Genomic DNA, 22,031 nt, shown 5'->3' on the forward strand with positions numbered 1-22,031 from the left:
CACTCCGGGCCCCTCCCCAATACACGTGGCTGTTGGGGGGGGGCGTCCGGGCGCCCCGCGCTGTTTTCCCTTCTCAATTTCCATTACACTCTTTGCCCCCGGGGGGGGGGGGGGCCCCCCCCCCCCCCCCACTCGGAGACAGTGCTTCGGCGCTGCCTACTTCAGCGCACCGAAGAATTGGCGAATGTCGGCGATCAACAACTCGGGTGCGTCCTGGGTCGCCCAGTGACTGCCCCGGTCGAACTCGTTCCAGGACACGATATTGCGGTGATCGCGTTCGGCGAACCGGCGCAGCGGGGTGAAGTCGTAGGCGAAGCTGGCCAGTCCCGTGGGAGCGGTGGTCGGTTCGGTCGGGTGCTGGGCGTGGTGGTCCTCGTAGTAGAACCGCGCTGCCGAAGCCGCGGTGTTGGTCAGCCAGTACAGCGTCGCGTTGGTCAGAACATGATCATCGTCGAGCGCGGCCAGCAGTTGCGCGGTCCAGGCGAGTTGCCCGGTGGGTGAATCCGCCAGCGCGTGCGCGAGGTTCTGGGGCGCGGTCTCCTGCAGCCTGGCATATCCGGACATGTTGTCGTTGAAGTACTTCAGATGCTGCACGTATCGCTGGTCCTCCTCGGTCAGGTCGGCCAGCTCCGCGGGGTCGCCGGAAGGGAAGGAGAACAGTTGGGTCACATGTACCCCGATCACATGGTCGGGGTCGATTCGACCCACTTCGGGCGAGACGTGCGAACCGACGTCGTTGCCGTGGGCGCCGTAGCGGTCGTAGCCCAGACGGCTCATCAGCTCTGCCCAGGCCGCGGCGGTGCGGTAGCGGTTCCAGCCCTGCTCCCGAGTGGCTCCGGAGAAGCCGAAACCGGGCAGCGAAGGGATCACCAGGTGGAATGCCTGCGCTGGGTTCCCGCCGTTGGCACGGGGATCGGTGAGCGGACCGATCAGATCGAGGTACTCGAACACCGAGCTCGGCCACCCGTGAGTGAGGATCAGCGGGGTGGCATCGACCTCCGGCGAGCGCACGTGCAGGAAATGGATGAGCTGGCCGTCGATCTCAGTGGTGAACTGCGGATAGGCATTGAGCTTGGCTTCCCATGCGCGCCAGTCGTATTCATCGCGCCAGTAGGCGGTCAGCCGCTGCACATAGTCGAGCGGGACTCCGTACTCCCACCCCGGCGGCACCGGCCCGGTCTGGACCTGCCCCTCGGTCTCGAGAGCCAGTTCGCCTGCCCAGCGCGTCCGCGCCAGCCGATCCTGGAGATCGTCGAGGTCCGCCTGCGGGATATCGATGCGGAAGGGCGTGATCGAGGTGGTCGTCAATGTCATGTCCAGAAACCTAGGAGGTATTTAGGAACACTTTGTTCCTCAATGACATGGCAGACTGAAGAAATGTTGGAGACCTCGGCGCGACTGCTGCGGCTGCTGTCGCTCTTGCAGATCCCGGGCGACTGGAACGGTGCAACCCTGGCCGATCGGCTGCAGGTCAGCACCCGGACGGTGCGCAACGACATCGAACGGCTGCGCCACCTCGGTTACCCGGTGCACGCGACCAGGGGAACGGCGGGCGGCTACCGACTCGGCGCGGGCGCCAGCCTGCCGCCGCTGCTACTCGACGACGAGGAGGCCGTCGCGGTGACCGTCGGCCTGCGCACCGCCGCCGGGGGCGGCATCGCCGGAGTCGAGGAGACCGCACTGCGGGCCCTCACCAAACTCGAGCAGGTGCTGCCGAATCGGTTGCGGCGCAGGGTCAACGCGTTGCAGGCATATACCGTCGTAGTGCCGGGGGACGGCACAGGTCCGCGTGTCGACGCCGAGACGTTGAGTGTGATCGCGGCCGCGTGCCGTGATCACGAGCGGCTCCGATTCGACTACCGCGACCACAACGGTGGCGACAGTAGGCGGGTGGTCGAGCCCTACCGGCTGGTCAACTGGGGGCGACGCTGGTATCTGGTCGCGTTCGATATCGACCGGGACGACTGGCGCACCTTCCGGGTGGACCGCATCACGCCGAAAACCCCGACCGGGCCGCGATTCGCTCCCCGTGAACTGCCGCACGACATGACCGATCGGGTGACCCGCGGCGTATCCGCGGCGGCGTGGCGCTTGCGGGCATCGGTGACCGTGCACGCACCCGCCGATTTCCTCAGCGCCCGCATCCCCCCGGCCGCGGGCACCATCGAAGCGATCGACGACACGACCTGTGTGCTGCGCACCGGCGCGGACACCCCAGAAGCGCTGGCGCTCAACATCGGACAGCTGGGCATGCACGGCATCGAATTCGCTGTCGGTGATCCACCGGAGTTGGTCGAGCTGATTCACGCACTGGCCAACCGCTACCTGCGTGCCGTCGCGGGCGCTACCCGAACCAACACCACGACCGACGCGTGACGCCGACAGGCCCGATCGCGGCGATCGGACCGCCCGCGCTGATCAGAGTGGTGCCGCGCCGAGACCTGATATGGGAACTCGAGGGCGAGGGACCGCGAGGGGGCAATACCGTTGTGATGGGCGCCTTTTCAGCGCCCACCACAACGGATCGATCTACTGGTTCGAGCCGATGATGCCGCCGATCACCGCCCCGATGATGCAACCGGGGATGGCGCTGACGAGCAGGAAGATCAGGCCGATGAGGGCACCGATGACACAGCCGATGGCGATGCCGGCGACGATATTGCCGGTCTGATCGATGTTCTGCAATGCCGCGGGGTTCGCGATCGGCGCGCCGACGGGGGTGAGAGTGAGGGTGGTGGCCGCGGCGTCGAGCTGCGGGACCACGGTGATGGCAGGACCGGCAACCGTGTGCACGGTCGTCGGGATGAAGCCGACGCGCTGGCCGTTGGGTGCCAGGACGGCGACGCCTGCTTCGGGCGTGAGCTCGAAGGTGCCCGCCGTGAGTTCGACGGACGCCTGCGAACCGTCGTGCGCGACCGCGGCCGTATAGGCAACGGCCCCGTCGACGCCCCCGACCGACGGTCCGGCGAGTGGGGCGCCATTGGCGGTGGCGGCGGCGATGCCGGTCGCCGCGACAGTGAGCACGCACGCAGCCAGCAACTGCTTGAACATCATGGGATTTCCCTCCGACTTGCTGACCCGACCTACCCCGAGATCAGCCTGTACCTCCCATGATGCGCTATGGCTATGCTGCATCACACCGGATCGGCGGAATCCGAATCGGCTTGCGGCAACACAGAATTCGCACGCACGGAGCCGACCGGTCAGTCTTGTGAAGTGAGAACCCGCGGACCGTCGGCGGTGACGGCGATCGTGTGCTCACTGTGCGCGCAGCGGGAGCCGTCGGCGGAGCGGATGGTCCACCCGTCGGCGTCGGTGTAGACCTTCGCGGTGCTCGCCGCGAACCACGGCTCGATCGCCACCGTGAGACCGGGCCGCAGCCGGAACCCGCGGCCGGCCCTGCCATCGTTGGCGATGTGCGGATCCTCGTGCATCGTCCGCCCCAGTCCGTGCCCACCGAACTCGGTGTTGACCGGATAGCCGTACCCGCGGGCGACATTCGCGATCGCGGCGGAGATGTCACCGATGCGGTTGTCCGGTTGCGCGGCCGCGATTCCGGCAGCCAAGGCCTCCTCGGTGGCCCGCACGAGTCGCTCATCCGCGGGCGCCGGGGTACCGACGATGAACGAGATCGCCGAGTCGGCGACCCAGCCGTCGATCGACACGGCCAGATCCGCCGTCAGCAGGTCCCCGTCACACAGCACATAGTCGTGCGGAAGCCCGTGCAGCACAGCATCGTTCACCGCCAGACACACCGTATTGCGGAACGGCCCGCGCCCGAACGACGGCGAGTAGTCCCAATAGCACGACACCGCCCCGCGCTCGCGAATCCGTTCCCGCACATACGCTTCCAGCTCGAGCAGGTTCACCCCGACCGCCGCGCGGTCGCGCACCCCGGCCAGCACGTCGGCGACGAACCGGCCGGTCACCCGCATGCGCTCGATCTCCGCGGGTGATTTCAACTCCACCATCACGCCTCCACTTGGTATTTTCATACCGACACTAGCCGTGCCGGTATAAAAATACCAATTTCAGCGGTTCAGGTTGCCCATATCCACGGGGATCTGCGCGCCGGTGATCTTGCCCGCCTCGTCCGAGCACAGCCACGCGACGGTCGCCGCGATCTCCTCCGGCTGGCAGATGTGACTGGGCAGCGCGTTCATGAAAATGGGCGCCAGGGTGCTCCCGTACTTCTCGAACAGCGGTCCCATCTCGTGGATCTGCATACCGCTCTCCACGCCCGCCGGGTGCACCGTGTTCACCCGGATCGCGTACCCGCCGAGCTCGTTGGCCATCGTCTTGGCCAGCCCCGTGATCGCGTGTTTGGTCGCGACGTAGTGACCGGTGAACGGGATGCCCTTGAGTCCGCCCACCGAACTGGTGAACACCATCGCGCCGCCTTCGTTCTGCGCGATCAGGTGTGGCACAGCGGCTTTCGCCGTATGAAAGACGCCGGTGAGGTTGACGTCGATCGTCTCCTGCCACTGCTCGGCGGTGATCTCCCACGACATCGCCGCAGAACAGATTCCCGCGTTGGCCACGACCACATCGAGCCTGCCCAGCTGCTCGATGCCCGCTGTCAGCGCCGCCGAGAGCGCGTCGAAATCGCGAACGTCGACCTTGCTGGCGACGATCTTGCCGCCTGCCGCTTCGACCAGCTTCACGGTCTCGGCCAGGTCCGCCTCCGTGGCACCCTCGTACGACGTGCTGGCGAACTCGGCGCAGATGTCGATCGCGATCACGTCGGCACCTTCCTCGGCGAAACGCACCGCCTCCGCCCTGCCCTGCCCGCGCGCCGCTCCCGTGATGAAAGCGACCTTGCCCTCGAACCGTCGTGTCATGCCCATACCTTTCGAACCTCGATGTCCTCCCCTGACACCTACCACCGCCATCGACCGCGCGAGGCGGAAACGGAGATAACTACTCAACTTGGCCAACGCGTTCGCGAGGACATACCATCGGTCGCATGGTCCGTCTCCCGCTCAGCCCCGCGCAGGTCGAAGCAGGCCGCCGACTGGGCCGCCGGCTTCGTACGGCGCGCGGCGATCGCGACCTCGCCGAGGTGGCCCTGCGAGCAGGCATTTCCCCGGAGACGCTGCGCAAGATCGAGTCGGGCCGACTGCCCTCACCCGCATTCGGCACCGTCGTCGGCCTCGCCGAGGCCCTCTCGATCCCCCTGGCCGAACTGGCCGAGTCCTACCGAGACGAGCAGGTCGCCGAGTCCGCCTGATCGGCCGCACGGCCACCAGCGCGATCTGTTCATCAGCGCGCCGACGAGTTCCGCGGGCGCGCGTCGACCTCGACCCGGCTACCGGCGGTTCATCGACTCCTCGTTCTCGTACCCCAGCGTCACGTCGTGCGTGATCTCGCCACGCGTTACCGATACCTGACTCGCGACAGGTGGATAGCCGCGCGCGACCACCGTGTACTCCCCTTCCGGCAGATCCGGGACCAGGTACTGCCCCTTCTCGTCGGTCCGGGCCGTCGCCGCCGGATCGCCACCCGAATCCAGGAGGGTGATCTGCACATCGGGGACGGGACGGTCACCGTCCACCCAGGCCGAACCGAGGAGAATGGCCATCGGTTCGAGGGCGATATCGCGATGCAGCGAGCCCGTCTCCGGCACGGTCAGCGCGACCGCCGACGGACGCATGTGGTCGGCCACCGCGACCAGGGTGTACGTGCCGCTGACGACGTCGCGGCACACGTACGTGCCGTCCTCGCCGGTGATCGCCGCGCCGACCACCTCGCCCTCGGGATCGGTCAGGGTGACCGTGGCACCCCAGAGCGGTTCGCCGCGGCGCGCCGACCGCACGATCCCGGTGAGTTCGCCCGCGCCGGTCAGCATCAGGTCGACGTGCTGGGCGCGCTCCCCGATCGACACGCTCACCGCCTCGGGCTGATGACCGGCCGCGGCGGCGATGAGCACATAGTTGCCCGGTCGCGGCGCCTCGATCACGTACGCGCCGTCGGCGTCGCCGTTGCCGCGGGCCACCTGATGCCCGTGCTGGTCGATCAGGGTGAGCGTGGCGGCGGGCACCGGGCGGGCGTCGTCGCGGCGCAGCAGTCCCGCGATCACCCGACCGGTCGCGACGGGGTGCAATTTCCCCGCCATCTCGTGCGCGTCGTGCAGGCTCACATCGCGCAGCGCGGTGGCATCGGCTTGCTCCTCGGGCGCCGGATCCTCCTGCAGCGGAATCTCTTTCATGAACACCAGCACCAGGCAGGCCACGATGGCGAGATCGGCGGCGAGGAGGAACACGCTGTGCATCGAGTCGGTGAATCCCTCGAGGATCGGGATCCGCAACTCGTCGGGCAGTGTGGCGATGCCACTGGTATTGCTCAGCAGGCCCTCGAGCCGCGCCCCGTCGAAACCGGGCGGCAGGCTCCCACCGAAAGATTCCAGGATCGAACCGGGCAGCCGGTCGAACAGCACCGTGAGGAACACCGCGACACCGAGTGTCCCGCCGAGCTGACGGAAGAACGTCGCCGCCGCGGTCGACACGCCCATTTCGGTGCGCCCCACCGCGTTCTGCGCGGCGATGATCAGCGTCTGCATGCAGCAGCCGAGTCCGAAACCCATGATCGCGCTGTAGGCGAGTGGCTGCCACAGCGGACCGTTGTAGGTGATCCGGGCGAACAGGGCGCACCCGATCGCCAGGATCAGCGCACCGAGCACCGGCAGCACTTTGTAGCGTCCGGTGGCTTTGGTGATCAGCCCGGATATCTGCGCGCCCACCATGATCCCGAGTACCAGCGGCATCATCAGCAGCCCCGCCTCGGTCGGCGAGAAACCACGCACGACCTGGAGGTACTGGGGCACCATCGTGATCGCGCCGAACATCGCGACGCCCACGAGGAACCCACCGAGGATCGCGACGCTGAACGTGGAACTGCGGAACAGCCGCAGCGGGATCAGCGCCGAGTCCTTCATCAGGAATTCGACCAGGACGAACAGCAGCAGACCGCCCGCGCAGATGCCGTAGCAGAGTAGCGATTTCGGCTCGGTCCAACCCCAGACGCGCCCCTGCTCGGCCACGATCAGCAGCGGCACCACACCCACGATGAGCGTGATCGCGCCCAACCAGTCGATCCGGCTGCGGCGGCGCGTGTGCGCCACGTTCAGCACCTTCGCGACCACGAGGAACGCCAGAATTCCGACCGGCACGTTCACCAGGAACACCCAGCGCCAGCCCTCGATGCCACCGAGGCTCTCGTAATCGGACAGGAAACCGCCGACCATCGGACCGAGCACCGTCGCGATGCCGAACACCATGAGGAAATACCCCTGGTAGCGGACCCGTTCGCGCGGGGGCACGATGTCACCGACGATGGTGAACGCCAGCGACATCAACCCACCCGCGCCCAGACCCTGGAAGGCGCGGCAGCCGGCCAGCTGGTACATGGTGGTCGCGAAGCAGCAGGCCGCCGAGCCGATGACGAACAGGGCTATCGCCAGCAGATAGAACGGCTTACGCCCGTAGATGTCGGCCAGTTTGCCGTAGAGCGGCGTGGTGACGGTGGCGGTGATCAGGTATGCCGTTGTCGCCCATGCCTGTTCGTCGAACCCGTCGAGACTGTTCGCGATTCGCACGATCGCGACGCTGACGATGTTCTGGTCGAGCGCGGCGAGGAACACCCCTAGTAGCAGGCCGGACAGAATCGTGAGTGTCTGGCGGTGCGTGAGGCGTGATTCGGCAACGACGGTATCGGTCATGGAGAAGCCCTGGTTCTGATCGGCTGGCAAGTGGGGGTCGATCATTCGGCCCACACGAGGGCCGACAACCCCGCTGCGAGGAAAACTTTGCGCCGCGGGTGGAACTCTTCATGCACTGGTGCGCAGAGCTTACCCACGCCGGATCCGTCGCCGTCATCGAGGGATCAAGTTATCGATCATTTCACTGGGAAACGATAGGTTCCGGCGCTCGGGACTGTCAGTTCGGCGGGCGTGAATTCAGCAGCCGAGTTCGGCCAGCGCGCCCAATGTTTCCGAGCAACCCGCGTCGATTCGGAGGGTGGCGAGTTCGTCGCCGCGGGTGCGTCCGCGATTCACGATCACCACTGGCACACCGTTTTTCGCTGCTCTGCGCACGAAGCGCAGGCCCGACATCACCGTCAGCGAGGAACCGGCCACCAGTATCGCCTGTGCTTGTTCGACCATGCCGAAAGCGGCTTCCACCCGGTCGGGGGGCACATTCTCACCGAAATACACGATGTCGGGTTTGAGCATTCCACCGCACGCCATGCAGTCGACCATCCGGAATCGGTCGGTATCGGTCACCACGGCGTCCGCGTCGGGTGCCACTTCGATACCCGAAGCCCGCGCCGAAACATTTTCCGCGAAACCGGGATTGGCGGCTTCGAGGTGTTGCGCGAGCGTCATCCGCGAGATCAGCTTCGCGCAGTTCAGACAGCGCACTCGCGCGTAAGTTCCGTGCAGATCGATCACCCGGCGCGCCCCCGCCTTCATGTGCAGCAGGTCCACGTTCTGGGTGATCACTCCCGACACCACGCCTGCCCGCTCCAGCCGCGCGACGGCGCGATGACCGGGGTTGGGCCGGGCGGCGTCCATGCGCCGCCAGCCGATGTGGTTGCGTGCCCAATACCGTTGCCGGAACACCGGGTCGCCGACGAACTGCTGATAGGTCATCGGGTTACGTGGCGGCGACTGGGGCCCGCGGTAGTCGGGAATACCGCTGTCGGTGCTCAGCCCCGCACCGGAGATCACCACGGTGCGGCGCCCGCTCAGCAGCTCCGCCGCGCGTTCCACCGCGTCGGTGGTGTCGATATCCACCATGGATCCACTTTACGAGTGGGGCGGCGCCGCGTTGTGCGCGGGACGAACACGCCGGGGCCGAGTTGCGCGCGGTGGGCGCGCGGCGACATGATGTTTCATCCGCCCGGCATCGACCGCTGCAGAGGAAACCTATGTCCGACACCGACGAGCACGGCCGCACCGCGCTCAATGCCGCGGTCGACGGGACCATCATCGCCGTCCGCCGGATGTTCTATGTCCTGGGCGACGAGATCGACCGCACCGAGGGCCCGATCGAATTCACCTTCCACAACGGTTCGACCCTGCTCCTCGACGCCGGTGTCGACGGTGCGGAACTGCGCATCGGCGGGGCGCCGTGGCGGGACCCGTTCGAGCCACTGGTCGACCCCGTGAACATCGAGTACGTCGCCAACTCCGGCAAATACACCGCGTTCGACGTCACCGACGAGGCACCCTACGACGAGCTCGCGGGCCGCCGCGTCGACGCGGTCTCGGTGGTGCCACTGGCCGACGGCCGCCCTCGCGCGGCGACCCTGTACCTGGGCACGGGCATGGTGAAGGCGGAGTCGATCGCCGACGAACTCATCGTGACATTGATTTCCGCGCCGAGGTGACCAGGAACAGGGCATTCACCGGACTTGCGGCTGCCTGAGCGCGTCCGCCGCGAACGACTCCGACAGCTCGTCGATGACGGCGCCGCGGATCTGTCTGCGTTCGTTGGCCAGCGCGGTGGTCGTGCAGATACCGAACGCGCCCTGCTCGTCGTAGAGCACCGCGGCACCGGCCGCGATCCCGTCGTCGCTGAGGTGACTCTCCGCCTCGATACCCATGTCGTGGCCGACGGGCATGCGCGAGAACGTGATCGACACATCGGTATTGATGAAACCGATGCCCTCGGTGCCCCAGTTGGTGACCAGACTGGTCTGCTCGCCGGTCATCGCGGCGTAGCAGAACGGGGACGACCGCTCCCCCACGACGACCGGGATATTGCGCATCCACTTACGTTTGCGAGTGTCGTTCTGGTGTTCGGTCATATTCGCCGACCAGCCCTGCCCGTCACTGCCGAACAGGTGCATCGCCTCGTCGATGGTGGCCAGCACAGTGGGCGGGGGCAGCGGCCGATCCCGATCGGGGCGCCAGACATCGCCCGGCGGTTGGGTCGAACGTTTGAGCAGGAGCGCGCTGCCACGGGCGACGATCTCGCCGTCGGCGCGCACGACGATCGCCACCGAACGGACCCGTTTGCCGTCACGCACCAGTTCGCTGGCGACCGTCAGCGGCACGGCGGGTACCGGACGGTGCAGGTCGACGGTCAATCGCGCCGGGCTGAACCCGTCTGCGCAATAGCCCGCTTCCACTTCGCGCGCCATCAACCCGCACACCGGCGGACCGGACAGTGTGCTGGGCGACCACAGGCTCAGCGAGTACCGCATCGGCGCGAAGACGCCGTCCGCATGCGTGAAGTAACCCAGGGAGATACTCATCGTGACCCTTTCGCTGCGTGTGCTGGGCGGGATCGCGCCAACACACCATTCCTCACACTAGAACGTGTTGCAGTTTTGCGGCAAGTCGAGTCACTCCAGCTCACCCTCGGTTTCCAGGTAGACCTGGCGCAGCTTGTCCAGCGTCTCCTGCTCGGGGTGCTCCCAGAGCTTGCGCTCGGCCGCTTCCAGGAGCCGTTCGGCGATGCCGTGCAGCGCCCAGGGGTTCGACTGCTCCATGAACTTGCGGTTCACATCGTCGAAAACGTAACTCTCCGACAGCTTCTCGTACATCCAGTCGGCGACGACATTGGTGGTCGCGTCATAACCGAACAGGTAGTCGACGGTGGCCGCCATCTCGAACGCGCCCTTGTACCCGTGGCGGCGCATCGCCTCGAGCCAGCGCGGGTTCACCACGCGGGCGCGGAAGACGCGAGCGGTCTCCTCCGACAATGTGCGGGTGCGCACGGCATCGGGGCGGGTGGAGTCGCCGATGTAGGCCTCGGGGTTCTTGCCGGTCAGCGCGCGGACGGTCGCGACCATGCCGCCGTGGTACTGGAAGTAGTCGTCGGAGTCGGCGATGTCGTGTTCGCGGGTGTCGGTGTTCTTGGCGGCGACCGCGATGCGCTTGTAGGCGGTGCGCATGTCGTCGGCGGCGGGGGCGCCGTCGAGGTCGCGGCCGTAGGCGTAGCCGCCCCAGGTGGTGTAGACCTGCGCGAGGTCGTCGTCGGTGCGCCAGCTCTTGGAGTCGATGAGCTGCAGCAGACCGGCGCCGTAGGTACCCGGCTTGGAGCCGAAGATGCGGGTGGTGGCGCGACGGGTGTCGCCGTGTTCGGCGAGGTCCGACTGGGCGTGCGCGCGAACGTAATTCGACTCGGCGGGCTCGTCGAGGTCGGCGACCAGGCGGACCGCGTCGTCGAGCAGGGCGAGCACGTGCGGGAACGCGTCGCGGAAGAAGCCGGAGATGCGGACGGTGACGTCGATGCGCGGGCGGGCGAGTTCGTCGAGGGAGATCACCTCGAGCGCGGTGACGCGGCGGCTCGCCTCGTCCCACACCGGCCGAACGCCCAGCAGCGCGAAGACTTCCGCGATGTCGTCGCCGGAGGTGCGCATCGCCGAAGTGCCCCACACCGACAGCCCGACCGACTTCGGGTACTCGCCGTGATCGGCCAGGTATCGGGCGAGCAGCGATTCCGCCATCGCCTGACCGGTCTCCCAGGCCAGCCGCGAGGGGACGGCCTTGGGGTCGACGGAGTAGAAGTTGCGGCCGGTCGGCAGCACGTTGATCAGGCCGCGCAGCGGGGATCCGCTGGGGCCCGCTGGGATGAAACCGCCGTTGAGAGCGTGCAGGACGCGGGCGATCTCGATGCGGGTTTCGCGCAGGCGGGGCACGACCTCGGTCGCGGCGAACCGCAAGACGGTCGTCACCGCGTCCAGGCGCGCGACCTCGTCGGACGAGAAGGTGCGCTCGGAGCCTGCTGCGGCAGTCGCGTCGGCCGTGGTCGGATTCCCCACTCCCCCAGCGAGAATCGCGGCGGCATGGTCGTCGACGACGGTGTCGACGGCGTCCGCCGACCAGTCCGTTGCCTGCAACGCGGCGAGGAGATCGCGGGCGCGACCCTCTGCGGTGTCCACGCGTTCGCGGGATTCGTCGCCGGCCTCACTGAGACCCAAGGCTTCGCGCAGACCGGGCACGTTCTGTTCGCCGCCCCACAGTTGGCGGGCGCGCAGCATGGCCAGCACCAGGTCGAGTTCCATGTCACCCTCGGGCGCCTGCCCGAGGATGTGCAGGCCGTCGCGGATCTGGACGTCCTTGATCTCGCACAGCCAGCCGTCGACGTGCAGGAGCATGTCGTCGAAGACGTCTTCCTCGGGACGTTCGGCGAGGCCGAGGTCGTGGTCCATCTTGGCCGCGCGCATCAGGGTCCAGATCTGCTGGCGGATGGCGGGCAGTTTGGCCGGGTCGAGGGCGGAGATATTGGCGTGCTCGTCGAGCAACTGCTCCAAACGAGAGATGTCGCCGTAGGTTTCGGCGCGCGCCATCGGCGGGATCAGGTGGTCGACGAGGGTGGCGTGGGCGCGCCGCTTGGCCTGGGTGCCCTCGCCCGGATCGTTGACCAGGAACGGGTAGATCAGCGGCAGGTCGCCCAGCGCCGCGTCGGTGCCGCAGGAGGCGGACATGCCGAGGGTCTTGCCGGGCAGCCACTCCAGGTTGCCGTGCTTACCCAGGTGCACCATCGCGTCCGCGCCGAAACCGTCGGGCGCGGACAGCCAGCGGTAGGCGGCGAGATAGTGGTGGCTGGGCGGCAGATCGGGATCGTGGTAGATCGCCACGGGGTTCTCGCCGAACCCGCGAGGCGGCTGCACCATGAGCACCACATTGCCGAACCGCAGTGCGGCGATGACGATCTCACCCTTGGGATCGGCCGATCGGTCGACGTAGAGTTCGCCCGGCGCCGGCCCCCACGCCTCGACGACAGCCTCGCCCAGGTCCGCGGGCAGGGATTCGAACCAGCGGGTGTAGGTGGTGGCACCGATGCGAATCGGGTTGCCCTCCAACTGTTCCGCGCTCAACCACTCCGGATCCTGACCGCCCGCGGCGATCAGCGCGTGGATCAGCGCGTCGCCGTCGCGTTCCACCAGGCCGGGGATCTCGTCGATATCACCGAGATCGTAACCGGCGGTACGCAATTCCGTGAGCAGACGGATCGCACTCGCTGGGGTGTCGAGGCCGACGGCATTGCCGATGCGGGCGTGCTTGGTCGGATAGGCCGAGAGCATGATCGCGATCCGCTTGTCGGCGGCCGGGATGTGGCGCAAGCGGGCGTGGCGCACGGCGATCCCCGCCACGCGGGCGCAGCGTTCGGGATCGGGGACATACGCCGACAGCCCGTCTGCGTCGAATTCCTTGAAGGAGAACGGCACCGTGATGATCCGGCCGTCGAATTCGGGCACCGCGACCTGCGTCGCCACATCGAGCGGCGACAGGCCGTCGTCGTTGGCCTCCCACTGCGCGCGGCCACTGGTCAGGCACAGGCCCTGCAGGATCGGCACGTCGAGGGCGGCGAGCGCGGCCACATCCCAGGCTTCGTCGTCACCACCGGCCGACGCGGTCGCGGGCTTGCTGCCACCCGCCGCGAGGACGGTCACCACGAGGGCGTCGGCACGGCCGAGCAGGGTGAGGAGTTCGGGTTCGGCGGTGCGCAGCGAGGCGGCGTAGACCGGCAGCGGCCGGGCGCCCTTGGCCTCGATCGCCTTGCACAGCGCCTCGACGTAGGCGGTGTTGCCCGCCAGGTGCTGGGCGCGGTAGTAGACGACGGCGACGGTCGGGGCGTGCGGTTCGAGGATTCGCGGGGACCGGTCGAGCTCGCCCCAGGTGGGCAGTTGCGCGGGCGGTTCGAAACCGTGTCCGGTCAGCAACACCGTGTCGGACAGGAAATTGTGCAACTGGAGCAGGTTCTCGGCCCCGCCCGCGGCGAGATAGTTGTGCGCATCGGCCGCGACACCGACCGGCACCGTCGAGCATTCCATCAGCTCGGCATCGGGCGCGATCTCGCCGCCCAGCGCCACCATCGGCACCCCGCTCGCCCGAATCGCGTCGAGGCCCTCTTCCCACGCGCGCTTGCCGCCGAGGATCCGCACGATCACCAGGTCGGCGCCGTCGAGCAGTCCCGGCAGATCCTCCACCAGCAGCCGGGCGGGGTTGCCCCAGCGGTACTCGGCGCCGCTCGCGCGAGCGCTCAGCAGGTCGGTGTCGGAGGTGGACAGCAGCAGGATCACAGGGTGAGACCTTCCTCGGGTTACGCGCCCATCGGGGAGTTGCGGTGCTCGCCGGAGAGGGTCTGGCTGTTCACAGTGGCGCGACCGCACCGGATTTCCACCGGTTTCCTCGTCGCCCGCCGAGCAAGACGATGCTACTGGGCCCGCCTCGCCCGCAACTTTCCAGCCCGCTCCCCACCGCTGGACAATCGATCAGCAGGCAATGGCGCGGGCATCACCCGAGAGCGCTCCTGCACCATTGCTTGATGATCTTGATCTGCGGCGGCGCTGCGCGGCGGTGTTCAGCGATCGGGGCGACCGCCTCGACGCTGCCGATCATGATCGACTCGACCGAACAGCCGCCGCCGAAGTCGGTGTCCGACCAGATGTACGCGTTCGCCGACCACCTGCGGCGCGTGTGGGTGGTCGACGTCGTCAAGGGGTGGGGCGGCGGGTGGTGTCGTTGGACGCGATCGCCAGGGCGATCTCGGGAACGATGCGTCGGATCAGCGCGCCGTAGTCGTCGTCCGGGAGGATATCGAGGCGTTCGCGGGCCTCTTCGAGGTGGCGGGTTGCAGCCGGGAAGGCACCGAGGCGGCGGAAGTTGTCGGCGAGGTTCAGGTGCAGGGAGGGGTAGAAGCCGGCGACCTGGAGGCCCGCGTGATAGTCGTTGAGGCGGGTGTCGGTGAGGGCGTCGGCGGCGTCGAGGGCGCGGACGTCCCAGACCAGGGCTTCGGCCGGGTCGTCGTAGACGTCGGCCAGGTAGTGGGCGAGGGCGCATCGGTGCAGCGGGTCACCGGCGGGACCGATGTCGGCCCAGACCTCGAGCAGGGTGGTGCGGGCACCATCGGCGTCGCCGGTCCGGAAGTCGGTGACGCCCTGGGTGATTCGGGTCATGATCGGGTCGGCGGTGGTCATCGGGAGGTCTCCTCGGTGGGTTCGGGTTTGCGCGGCATGACCAGGGTCGACAGGTCGCCGTCGTCGGCGGAACGGACCAGCACGGGCATGTCCGGGGCGATGAGGTCGAGCATCACGTCGGCGCCGACCGCGCCTGCGATGGCGGGGTAGAGGGTGGTGACGGCGAAGTGGATGGTCATCGAGGGGCCGGTGATCTCGGCGGCGAGAGATCGTCGAGTGACGCAGCTGTGGTCGGCCTCGGGCGTGGCAGGCTCGGCGTTCGCAGGTCTGTCCGGCGTCTCCGCGGTGGTGGCGAGCCGTGCGGGGGTGCCGCCGGCTGTGATGGACACCGCGTTCGGTGGGTACACATGGAGCGCCACCGTGGATGAACCTGCGTTTTCCAGCGAATGGAGCAGATCCGCACGGGCGAGCACAACTCTTGTGCTGACCGGTGGCAGTGCCGCCAGCATTTCTCGATAGTCGGGGAAGTCCTCGGTCGAACGGCGGCAGTGGCGGCGGGCAGCATCGGTTTTCTGGCCGAGCCGAACGCCCGACGCTCCGTGCCCGACATCGCCGTCGACGCGGTCGGCGTGTGCGTCGAGATCCCTGTCGCCGGGCCGTTCGCCGCGGCCTCGCGCGGCGGTACGCCGGTTGCCGCCGGAATCCTCAGCGGCCGTGGTGAATTCGATACCTGATGCGGTCGCGACGATAGCCACGGAATACTGTCGGCGCAGCCAGGACACGGCCGATCGAAGGTCGGCGGCGTCGATGGTGGCTGTCCATGACCGTGCGGCCTTGCCTGTCGTGTGTAGCGTGCGGGTCGCCAATCGGTAGCGGTCGGTTGCGGTGAGCGTCAGCTCCTGCGCGTCCACTTCGAAGAGAATCGTGTCCAGTACCCGCATGGTCGGATCGGTGAGAGTGGCGGTCGCGACTTGGTCGACCGCGGCCGCGAGCGCGGGTCCGCTCATCCATAGGGCGTCGGATGCCTCGCCTCGGGTCGGCGAGTGCTGAGGATCTTCCCGGTCTACCGAGTCGTGGGTGTTCGGCGATTCCGGGTGAACTCGCATGGCCGCGCGGGCCGCGATCGTGGCGGTGCGAATCTCGGCCGAGCGACGGTCCATGGCGGCCAGGTGCTCGTCTACCAGGTCGGCCGCATCGGCTGGGTCGGCGAGGACGGCGGCGACAGCCGGTAGCGGCATGTCGACGGCGCGCAGGTGCCGGATCAGGCGGGCGGTGTCGGTCTGTTCGGGGGCGTAGTAGCGGTAGCCGGTGATGTCGTCGACGACGGCGGGGACGAGGATGCCTGCGTCCGCGTAAAAACGCAGGGCACTGGCGCTCAGGCCGCAGGTGCGGGCGAAAGCTCCGATGGTGATCAGCTCGGTGTCGGGCACCGTTTCATGATCGGGGTTCGAGTGACTCGAAGGTCAAGTCGTCGGCCGGCCGGTGCCCGCGGCGACCATCTCCGGGGAGCCGGTGCCGAGATTGCGGTACACGTTCGCGATCACCAGTTGGCCGAGGGCGTTGTTGCCGACGCCGCCGATGACCGCACCGATACCCGCGGGGATCAGCGTGCCGAACAGCAGCAGCGTGCGTTTGACCAGGTAGTTGACGATGAAACGCTTAGCCGGGGAGTCGGGCATGCTCGCCAGGCCGGGAATGTGGTCGGTGACGACCGAGAGCCACTGGCCCTTCTTGTGGCCCGCGGTCTCCTCGAGCACCTTCGTGCCACCTTCGCCGAGCACCACCTTCGACACCAGCTGCGCCAGCCTCGGGTCGTCGGGATCGAGACCGTACGCCGCGGCCGCACCGACCGACAGCGCCGACGACGCCTCGAGGAACACGAGGGTGTCCACACCGGTCGCGGCCAGACCGAGCAGGGTGCCCACCCCGGGGACCGCGGCGGTGAGCCCGACGGTGACGCCGCTGGCGGTGACGACCACCAGGTACTGGCGTGACAGCCGCTGCACGATCTCCACCGGCGCATCCTCGGGATGTCGGTGGCCCAACCAGTCGACGTAACGATTCACCACCGGTGCCTGCGCCTGCGCGACCCGGTCGAGTGCGGGAACAACACGCTTGTCCACGAATTCACGCAGCATGTGGCGGCTCTCCTGTCAGTGCTCGGCTGGCGAAGGATCCGCCACTCACCCTAGGCGAATACCCCCGAACCGCACCGTCACGCGAGTCTGCGCCGTCGCGCCGGCAAGGCAGGCCGCAGCTGGTCGACCGCTCGCCGGAGTGGGCGGGGACCGCCCTGGGCCGATCACGGCGGGGTTCGGGGCGCAGTCGGCGCGTCGTAGGCTGGAGCATCATGACCAGGAGTGCGCCCGATTCTTGTCCAGGGGTTCTGCGGTTGCATCAGGCGGCCGACGGGCCGCTGGCGCGGATTCGTGTGCCGGGCGGGCGGTTGGAATCGGCGCAGTTGCAGGCGCTGGCCGATGCGGCACGCGATCTCGGCAACGGGAATCTCGAGCTGACCTCGCGGGGCAACATTCAGCTGCGGCAGGTGCGTGACGCCTCCGAACTCGCGCAACGCCTGGGGGCGGCGGGACTGTTGCCGAGCCGGACCCATGAACGGGTGCGCAATATCGTGGCCTCCCCACTGTCCGGGCGCGTCGGCGGTTTCGCGGACGTACACGGGCTCGCGGTCGACCTCGACGCCGGATTGCGCGGCGATCCGCTGCTGGCGGAGCTGCCGGGACGAGTGCTGTTCACCCTCGACGACGGACGCGGCGATGTGAGCACGCTGCACGGCGACATCGGCGTTCACGCGGTGGGCGACGACGAGTTCGCCCTGCTGCTGGCGGGCGCCGACACCGGAATTCGGGTCACCGCGGGCGAGGCGATCGACGTGATGCTCGACGCGGCGCGCGGCTTTCTCGATCTACGGGGAACCAGCGATTCCGGACAGTGGCGACTGCACGAAATTCCGGGCGGGGTCGAATCGGTGGTGCGGACATTGGACCGCTCCCCCGTCGGTGCACCTCTCGAACTCGGTGCGACACACGCTGTTCCGATCGGATGGCTCGACCAGGAGAACGGCCTCGTCACACTCGGCGCGGGGATACCGCTCGGCACCTTGTCGGCCAGAACGGCCGAATTCCTGGCCGCTGTCGAACGACCCGTCTTCGTCACCCCGTGGCGCAGCCTGGTGATCACCGACCTGGACGAGGGACCCGCCGAAACGGTGGTGCGAGTGCTCGCGCCGATGGGCCTGATCTTCGACGCGAATTCCCCGTGGCTGCAGGTCAGCGCCTGCGCCGGGCGCCCCGGTTGCGCGAAGTCACGCACCGATGTCCGGGCCGACCTGGCCGCCGCCGTCGAATCCGACCGTGTCCTTCCCGATCGGGCCGACGCCTCAGCAGTCACCGTGCGGTCGGCCGAGAGCACCACCGCACCCACCGATCCGGGGAACGTGCTGCCCGCCGAGAACGTCACCGCGCCTGAGGCTTCCGAGCAGCCGGTGCGGAACGAACTGGTTGCGGCCGACGCCGTCACCGTGACAGGTCGCCAGCACTGGTCGGGGTGCGACCGCCGATGCGGCCGTCCACGCGGACCCGTCACCGATGTCGTCGCCACCGACCACGGCTATCGCATCGATATCGACGAGGCGACGACCGCTCCCTGATCCGCGTCGGCGGCCGAACGAAACTCGATCGACGATGCCGGAAACATCTCGTACCCTTGCCTTCTCACTATGAGGGGGTTCCCATGTCCACACTGCAGGTGACGGCCGAGCGGCTCGTCGTTGTTCCGCATCCGAATGCCGATCGGCTCGAGTTGGCCCAGGTCGGGTTGTACCGGGCGGTGGTCGCGAAGGGTCAGTTCTCGACGGGGGATCACGCGGTCTACATTCCGGAACAGTCGGTGCTACCCGAGGAGCTGATCGCTGAGCTCGGCTTGACCGGGAAACTCGCGGGCTCGCAGCGCAATCGGGTGAAGGCGGTGCGTTTGCGTGGTGAGGTATCGCAGGGCATCGTGTGCACGCCGACCGCGCTGGGCGGCGTGGATCTCGCCGAGGCCGCCGCAGCGGGGACCGATTTCGCCGAGTCGCTCGGAGTCGTGAAATGGGTTCCGCCGGTGCCGGTCTCGATGTCGGGGCAGGTCGAGTCGGCGCCGGATCTGCTGCGGTGGGTCGATGTCGAGAACATCAAACGGTTTCCTGATATCTTCACGGCCGGGGAGCCGGTGGTGGCGACGGAGAAGATCCACGGCACCGCCTGCCTGCTCACCTACGTGCGTGACGGTGACCGAATCCTGGTGTCGTCCAAGGGCGTCGGTGGCCGGTCGCTGTCGCTGACCGAGGCCGATGGCAACCTGTACTGGCGCGCCGTTCGCGCCCACGGGCTCGATGAGGCCGCTCGCAAGCTTGCCGCCGCGCTCGACGCGGACCGCGTCGGTCTGTTCGGTGAGGTGTACGGCGCGGGCGTACAGGACCTGCACTACGGCGCGTCCGCCGCCCAAGACTCCTCGCTCGGCTTCGGACTGTTCGATATCGCGGTGGATGCGGGCACAGCGCCGGCTCGCTGGCTCGGCCATCACGAGATCAGCGCCCTGCTCCACGACCTCGGCCTCGCCCTGCCGCGCGTGCCGGTCCTCTTCGAGGGCGCCTACGACGCGGAGTTGCTGCTGGAATTGGCCGAGGGCGCCGAAACCGTCAGCGGCGCGGGCACCAATATCCGCGAGGGCCTCGTGGTGCGGCCTGCCACCGAACGGCAGTCGCCGATTCTCGGCGGCCGGGCGATCGGCAAGATCGTCTCCGCCGCGTACCTGCTGCGCGACGGCGGCACCGAATACGAGTGAGGCCCCACCGAGTTACGCGTGTCCGTCACCGACGGTCGCAGACCGGCGGGCACGCGTAACTCGGCCCAGGCCCCGCCGCGACGGCCCCGATCAGCGCGCAGTGGTTCGCTCTCACTCGGCTGCGGCGGCATCGCGACGCTGCTCGGCGACTCCCCCATCATCCGCGGCACGAACCCGTAGAGCAGGGTGTGCCGTCCTCGGCTACCCGACGGTCGTGTCGCGGCGGCTGTGCAGCTCGAGTACGCAGCACTTCACGCCGCCGCCACCCTTGCGCAGTTCGGACATGTCGACCGGGACGGGAACGAACCCGCGCTCGCGCAGCTGCGCGATGAGCCCGGTGGCGCCGGGATCGAGGAAGACGTGTTCGCCGTCGCTGAGGCCGTTCAAACCGAAGGAGAGCGCGTCGTTGTCGTCGGCGAGGATCGCGTCCGGGTAGAGCGCGGTCAGTACTTCGCGAGCGGCGGGGCTGAACGCGGCCGGATAGTAGGCGATGGTGGTGTCGTCGAGGACCATCAGCGCGGTGTCGAGGTGATAGAAGCGCGGGTCGACCAACTCGAGCGACACCACCGGCACCTCGAAATACCGCTCGACCTCCGCATGCGCGGACAACGAACAACGGAATCCGACACCGGCCAGAATGCGCTGTCCGGCGAACGCGAAATCGCCCTCCCCCTCGTTGATTTCGGCCGCAGCGGCCAGCTCGCGCAGTTCCCTGGCGGCGAACCACTGATGGAAAGCGGGGCCCTCGTCGGCACGTTCAGGGTGAGCGAATCTAGCGGAGAGTGCGTGCCCACCGATCACGATGCCGCTGTTGGCGGCGAAAACCATATCCGGCAAACCGGGCTCGCCCGGCACCGTTTCCACCGTGTGCCCGTGGGCTTCCAGGCTCGCGCGCAGGATCTCCCACTGGGCGAGCGCGCGCGCCCGGTCGACGGGGGCGGCCGGATCCATCCACGGGTTGATCGCGTAGGTGACCTCGAAATGGTCGGGGCGGCACAGCACATAGCGGCGCGGTGACGCGGTCCGTGCCGGTGCGGAGACGCGAAGGGGGCTAGCGGCGGTCATCAGGACTCCTGGCGGCAGCGCGGACGGTTTCCACGACCGTAATTGCCGCTCCATTGCGCAGGGAACACCGATTCGTTGCGCATTTCGGTGTAAGAATGGGGAATCGTTGCGAATGGAAGCGAAGGGTCGACGTGGACGATATCGATCGGCGAATTCTCGCGGAGCTGCTCATCCACGCCCGCGCCTCGTTCCAGGAGATCGGTTCGGTGGTCGGATTGTCCGCGCCCGCGGTGAAGCGGCGGGTGGACAAGATGGTCGCGAGCGGGCAGATCACCGGGTTCACCGCCCAGGTCAACCCGGCCGCGCTCGGCTGGACGACCGAGGCGTATGTCGAGGTCTACTACCGCGACAACATCTCACCGGCCGAGCTACGCCGCACCCTCGAACCGATCCCGCAGGTCGTCGGAGTGTGGACCATCGCGGGCGAGGCCGACGCGCTCGTGCACGTGATGGCCACCGATATGGCCGAGATCGAAGTGACGGTCGAACGGATCAGGGAGAACGCGCGCGTCGGGCGCACCCGCAGCTCGCTGGTGATGTCACGCATTCTCGAACGCCCCCGTACCTGAGCCGCCGGACACCACGTCAGACCCAGGTTCTAGGGTTGTCGGCATGTCCGACGTGCGTACCAGCTACCTCACCGACGGGGCCGAGATCTATCGGCGCTCGTTCGCGACGATCCGCGCCGAGGCCGATCTCGCCGGTTTCCCCGCCGATGTCGAGCGGGTGGCGGTGCGAATGATCCACGGCTGCGGTCAAGTCGACCTGGCCCCCGATATCGCCTACTCCGCCGGTGTGGTCGCCGCCGCGCGCGCCGCGCTGCACGCGGGCAAGCCGATCATCTGCGATGCCAATATGGTCGCCTCGGGGGTGACCCGCAAGCGCCTGCCCGCCGACAACGCGGTGCTGTGCAACCTCACCGATCCGCGCGTGCCCGAACTCGCCGCGCGACTGGGCAACACACGCTCGGTGGCGGCACTGGAACTGCTGCGCGAGCAGCTCGACGGTGCGGTGGTAGCCATCGGCAACGCACCGACCGCGCTGTTCCATCTGCTCGACATGCTCGACGCCGGTGCGCCGCGACCCGCCGCGATCATCGGCATCCCGGTCGGGTTCATCGGGGCCGCCGAATCCAAGCAGGCGCTGATCGACTTCGACGGGATCGAGTATTTGACCGTCCGCGGCAGGCGGGGTGGCAGCGCGATCACCGCTTCGGCACTGAATGCGATTGCGAGCGAACAGGAGTGAGT

At 68.0% G+C, this 22,031-nt stretch carries 19 protein-coding genes and 1 riboswitch; of the genes, 7 read left to right on the forward strand and 12 right to left on the reverse strand.

Annotated features, from left to right (window positions below; genetic code table 11):
• Positions 1 to 156 precede the first annotated feature (156 nt).
• Positions 157 to 1,314: an epoxide hydrolase family protein gene (locus ACFWO8_RS18010; protein WP_378951897.1), complete on the reverse strand. Its 1,158-nt coding sequence runs from the start codon at positions 1,312 to 1,314 to the stop codon at positions 157 to 159.
• Between the two features lie 63 nt (positions 1,315 to 1,377).
• Here ACFWO8_RS18010 and ACFWO8_RS18015 point away from each other — a divergent pair, with 63 nt between their 5' ends.
• Positions 1,378 to 2,376, forward strand: a complete 999-nt coding sequence (locus tag ACFWO8_RS18015; protein WP_378951900.1) for a helix-turn-helix transcriptional regulator — start codon at positions 1,378 to 1,380, stop codon at positions 2,374 to 2,376.
• Between the two features lie 153 nt (positions 2,377 to 2,529).
• On the opposite strand, the gene ACFWO8_RS18020 is transcribed toward ACFWO8_RS18015, so the two are convergent.
• The 3 genes from ACFWO8_RS18020 to ACFWO8_RS18030 all read right to left on the reverse strand — a co-directional run bounded on the left by ACFWO8_RS18020 (position 2,530) and on the right by ACFWO8_RS18030 (position 4,847).
• Positions 2,530 to 3,054, reverse strand: a complete 525-nt coding sequence (locus ACFWO8_RS18020; RefSeq protein WP_378951903.1) for a hypothetical protein — start codon at positions 3,052 to 3,054, stop codon at positions 2,530 to 2,532.
• A gap of 149 nt (positions 3,055 to 3,203) precedes the next feature.
• A complete protein-coding gene (gene map, locus ACFWO8_RS18025; protein ID WP_378951906.1) occupies positions 3,204 to 3,971 on the reverse strand; it encodes a type I methionyl aminopeptidase in 768 nt (255 codons plus the stop codon).
• A gap of 60 nt (positions 3,972 to 4,031) precedes the next feature.
• On the reverse strand, positions 4,032 to 4,847 hold the full coding sequence (locus ACFWO8_RS18030) for a mycofactocin-coupled SDR family oxidoreductase (protein WP_378951909.1): 816 nt from the start codon (positions 4,845 to 4,847) through the stop codon (positions 4,032 to 4,034).
• A 119-nt stretch (positions 4,848 to 4,966) separates the two neighbouring features.
• Here ACFWO8_RS18030 and ACFWO8_RS18035 point away from each other — a divergent pair, with 119 nt between their 5' ends.
• On the forward strand, positions 4,967 to 5,230 hold the full coding sequence (locus tag ACFWO8_RS18035; protein WP_056809815.1) for a helix-turn-helix domain-containing protein: 264 nt from the start codon (positions 4,967 to 4,969) through the stop codon (positions 5,228 to 5,230).
• Between the two features lie 78 nt (positions 5,231 to 5,308).
• Here ACFWO8_RS18035 and ACFWO8_RS18040 read toward each other — a convergent pair whose 3' ends face one another.
• Complete coding sequence (locus ACFWO8_RS18040) at positions 5,309 to 7,717, reverse strand: MFS transporter (protein ID WP_378951912.1); 2,409 nt, start codon at positions 7,715 to 7,717, stop codon at positions 5,309 to 5,311.
• A 237-nt stretch (positions 7,718 to 7,954) separates the two neighbouring features.
• Complete coding sequence (locus ACFWO8_RS18045; RefSeq protein WP_378951915.1) at positions 7,955 to 8,797, reverse strand: NAD-dependent protein deacetylase; 843 nt, start codon at positions 8,795 to 8,797, stop codon at positions 7,955 to 7,957.
• A gap of 131 nt (positions 8,798 to 8,928) precedes the next feature.
• On the opposite strand from ACFWO8_RS18045, the gene ACFWO8_RS18050 reads away from it, so the two are divergent.
• On the forward strand, positions 8,929 to 9,390 hold the full coding sequence (locus ACFWO8_RS18050; protein ID WP_378951918.1) for a hypothetical protein: 462 nt from the start codon (positions 8,929 to 8,931) through the stop codon (positions 9,388 to 9,390).
• Between the two features lie 15 nt (positions 9,391 to 9,405).
• Here ACFWO8_RS18050 and ACFWO8_RS18055 read toward each other — a convergent pair whose 3' ends face one another.
• The 5 genes from ACFWO8_RS18055 to ACFWO8_RS18075 all read right to left on the reverse strand — a co-directional run bounded on the left by ACFWO8_RS18055 (position 9,406) and on the right by ACFWO8_RS18075 (position 17,012).
• On the reverse strand, positions 9,406 to 10,260 hold the full coding sequence (locus ACFWO8_RS18055) for an acyl-CoA thioesterase domain-containing protein (protein WP_378951921.1): 855 nt from the start codon (positions 10,258 to 10,260) through the stop codon (positions 9,406 to 9,408).
• 90 nt (positions 10,261 to 10,350) lie between these two features.
• Positions 10,351 to 14,037: a cobaltochelatase subunit CobN gene (gene cobN / locus ACFWO8_RS18060; protein ID WP_378951924.1), complete on the reverse strand. Its 3,687-nt coding sequence runs from the start codon at positions 14,035 to 14,037 to the stop codon at positions 10,351 to 10,353.
• Positions 14,038 to 14,072: 35 nt separating this feature from the next.
• Positions 14,073 to 14,200: riboswitch (cobalamin riboswitch) on the reverse strand.
• A gap of 251 nt (positions 14,201 to 14,451) precedes the next feature.
• Positions 14,452 to 14,934, reverse strand: coding sequence for a hypothetical protein (locus tag ACFWO8_RS18065; protein WP_378951928.1), 483 nt, complete (start codon positions 14,932 to 14,934; stop codon positions 14,452 to 14,454).
• The gene (locus ACFWO8_RS18070; RefSeq protein ID WP_378951931.1) at positions 14,931 to 16,304 is read right to left on the reverse strand and encodes a MerR family transcriptional regulator; all 1,374 of its coding nucleotides are present in this window, start codon (positions 16,302 to 16,304) and stop codon (positions 14,931 to 14,933) included. Before ACFWO8_RS18070 ends, ACFWO8_RS18065 begins: the two co-directional genes overlap by 4 nt.
• Positions 16,305 to 16,337: 33 nt before the next feature.
• The gene (locus ACFWO8_RS18075) at positions 16,338 to 17,012 is read right to left on the reverse strand and encodes a hypothetical protein (protein WP_378951934.1); all 675 of its coding nucleotides are present in this window, start codon (positions 17,010 to 17,012) and stop codon (positions 16,338 to 16,340) included.
• A gap of 212 nt (positions 17,013 to 17,224) precedes the next feature.
• Here ACFWO8_RS18075 and cobG point away from each other — a divergent pair, with 212 nt between their 5' ends.
• A complete protein-coding gene (cobG, locus tag ACFWO8_RS18080; RefSeq protein ID WP_378951937.1) occupies positions 17,225 to 18,541 on the forward strand; it encodes a precorrin-3B synthase in 1,317 nt (438 codons plus the stop codon).
• Between the two features lie 83 nt (positions 18,542 to 18,624).
• Entirely contained in the window at positions 18,625 to 19,716 is a 1,092-nt protein-coding gene (locus ACFWO8_RS18085; RefSeq protein ID WP_378951940.1) for an RNA ligase (ATP), read from the forward strand.
• A 201-nt stretch (positions 19,717 to 19,917) separates the two neighbouring features.
• On the opposite strand, the gene ddaH is transcribed toward ACFWO8_RS18085, so the two are convergent.
• A complete protein-coding gene (gene ddaH / locus ACFWO8_RS18090; RefSeq protein WP_378951943.1) occupies positions 19,918 to 20,781 on the reverse strand; it encodes a dimethylargininase in 864 nt (287 codons plus the stop codon).
• A gap of 95 nt (positions 20,782 to 20,876) precedes the next feature.
• Here ddaH and ACFWO8_RS18095 point away from each other — a divergent pair, with 95 nt between their 5' ends.
• Entirely contained in the window at positions 20,877 to 21,350 is a 474-nt protein-coding gene (locus ACFWO8_RS18095; RefSeq protein WP_378951946.1) for an Lrp/AsnC family transcriptional regulator, read from the forward strand.
• Between the two features lie 43 nt (positions 21,351 to 21,393).
• A complete protein-coding gene (locus tag ACFWO8_RS18100; protein WP_378951949.1) occupies positions 21,394 to 22,029 on the forward strand; it encodes a precorrin-8X methylmutase in 636 nt (211 codons plus the stop codon).
• Positions 22,030 to 22,031 lie beyond the last annotated feature (2 nt).

The organism is Nocardia sp. NPDC058480 (assembly GCF_042720495.1).
Classification (GTDB): Bacteria; Actinomycetota; Actinomycetes; order Mycobacteriales; family Mycobacteriaceae; genus Nocardia.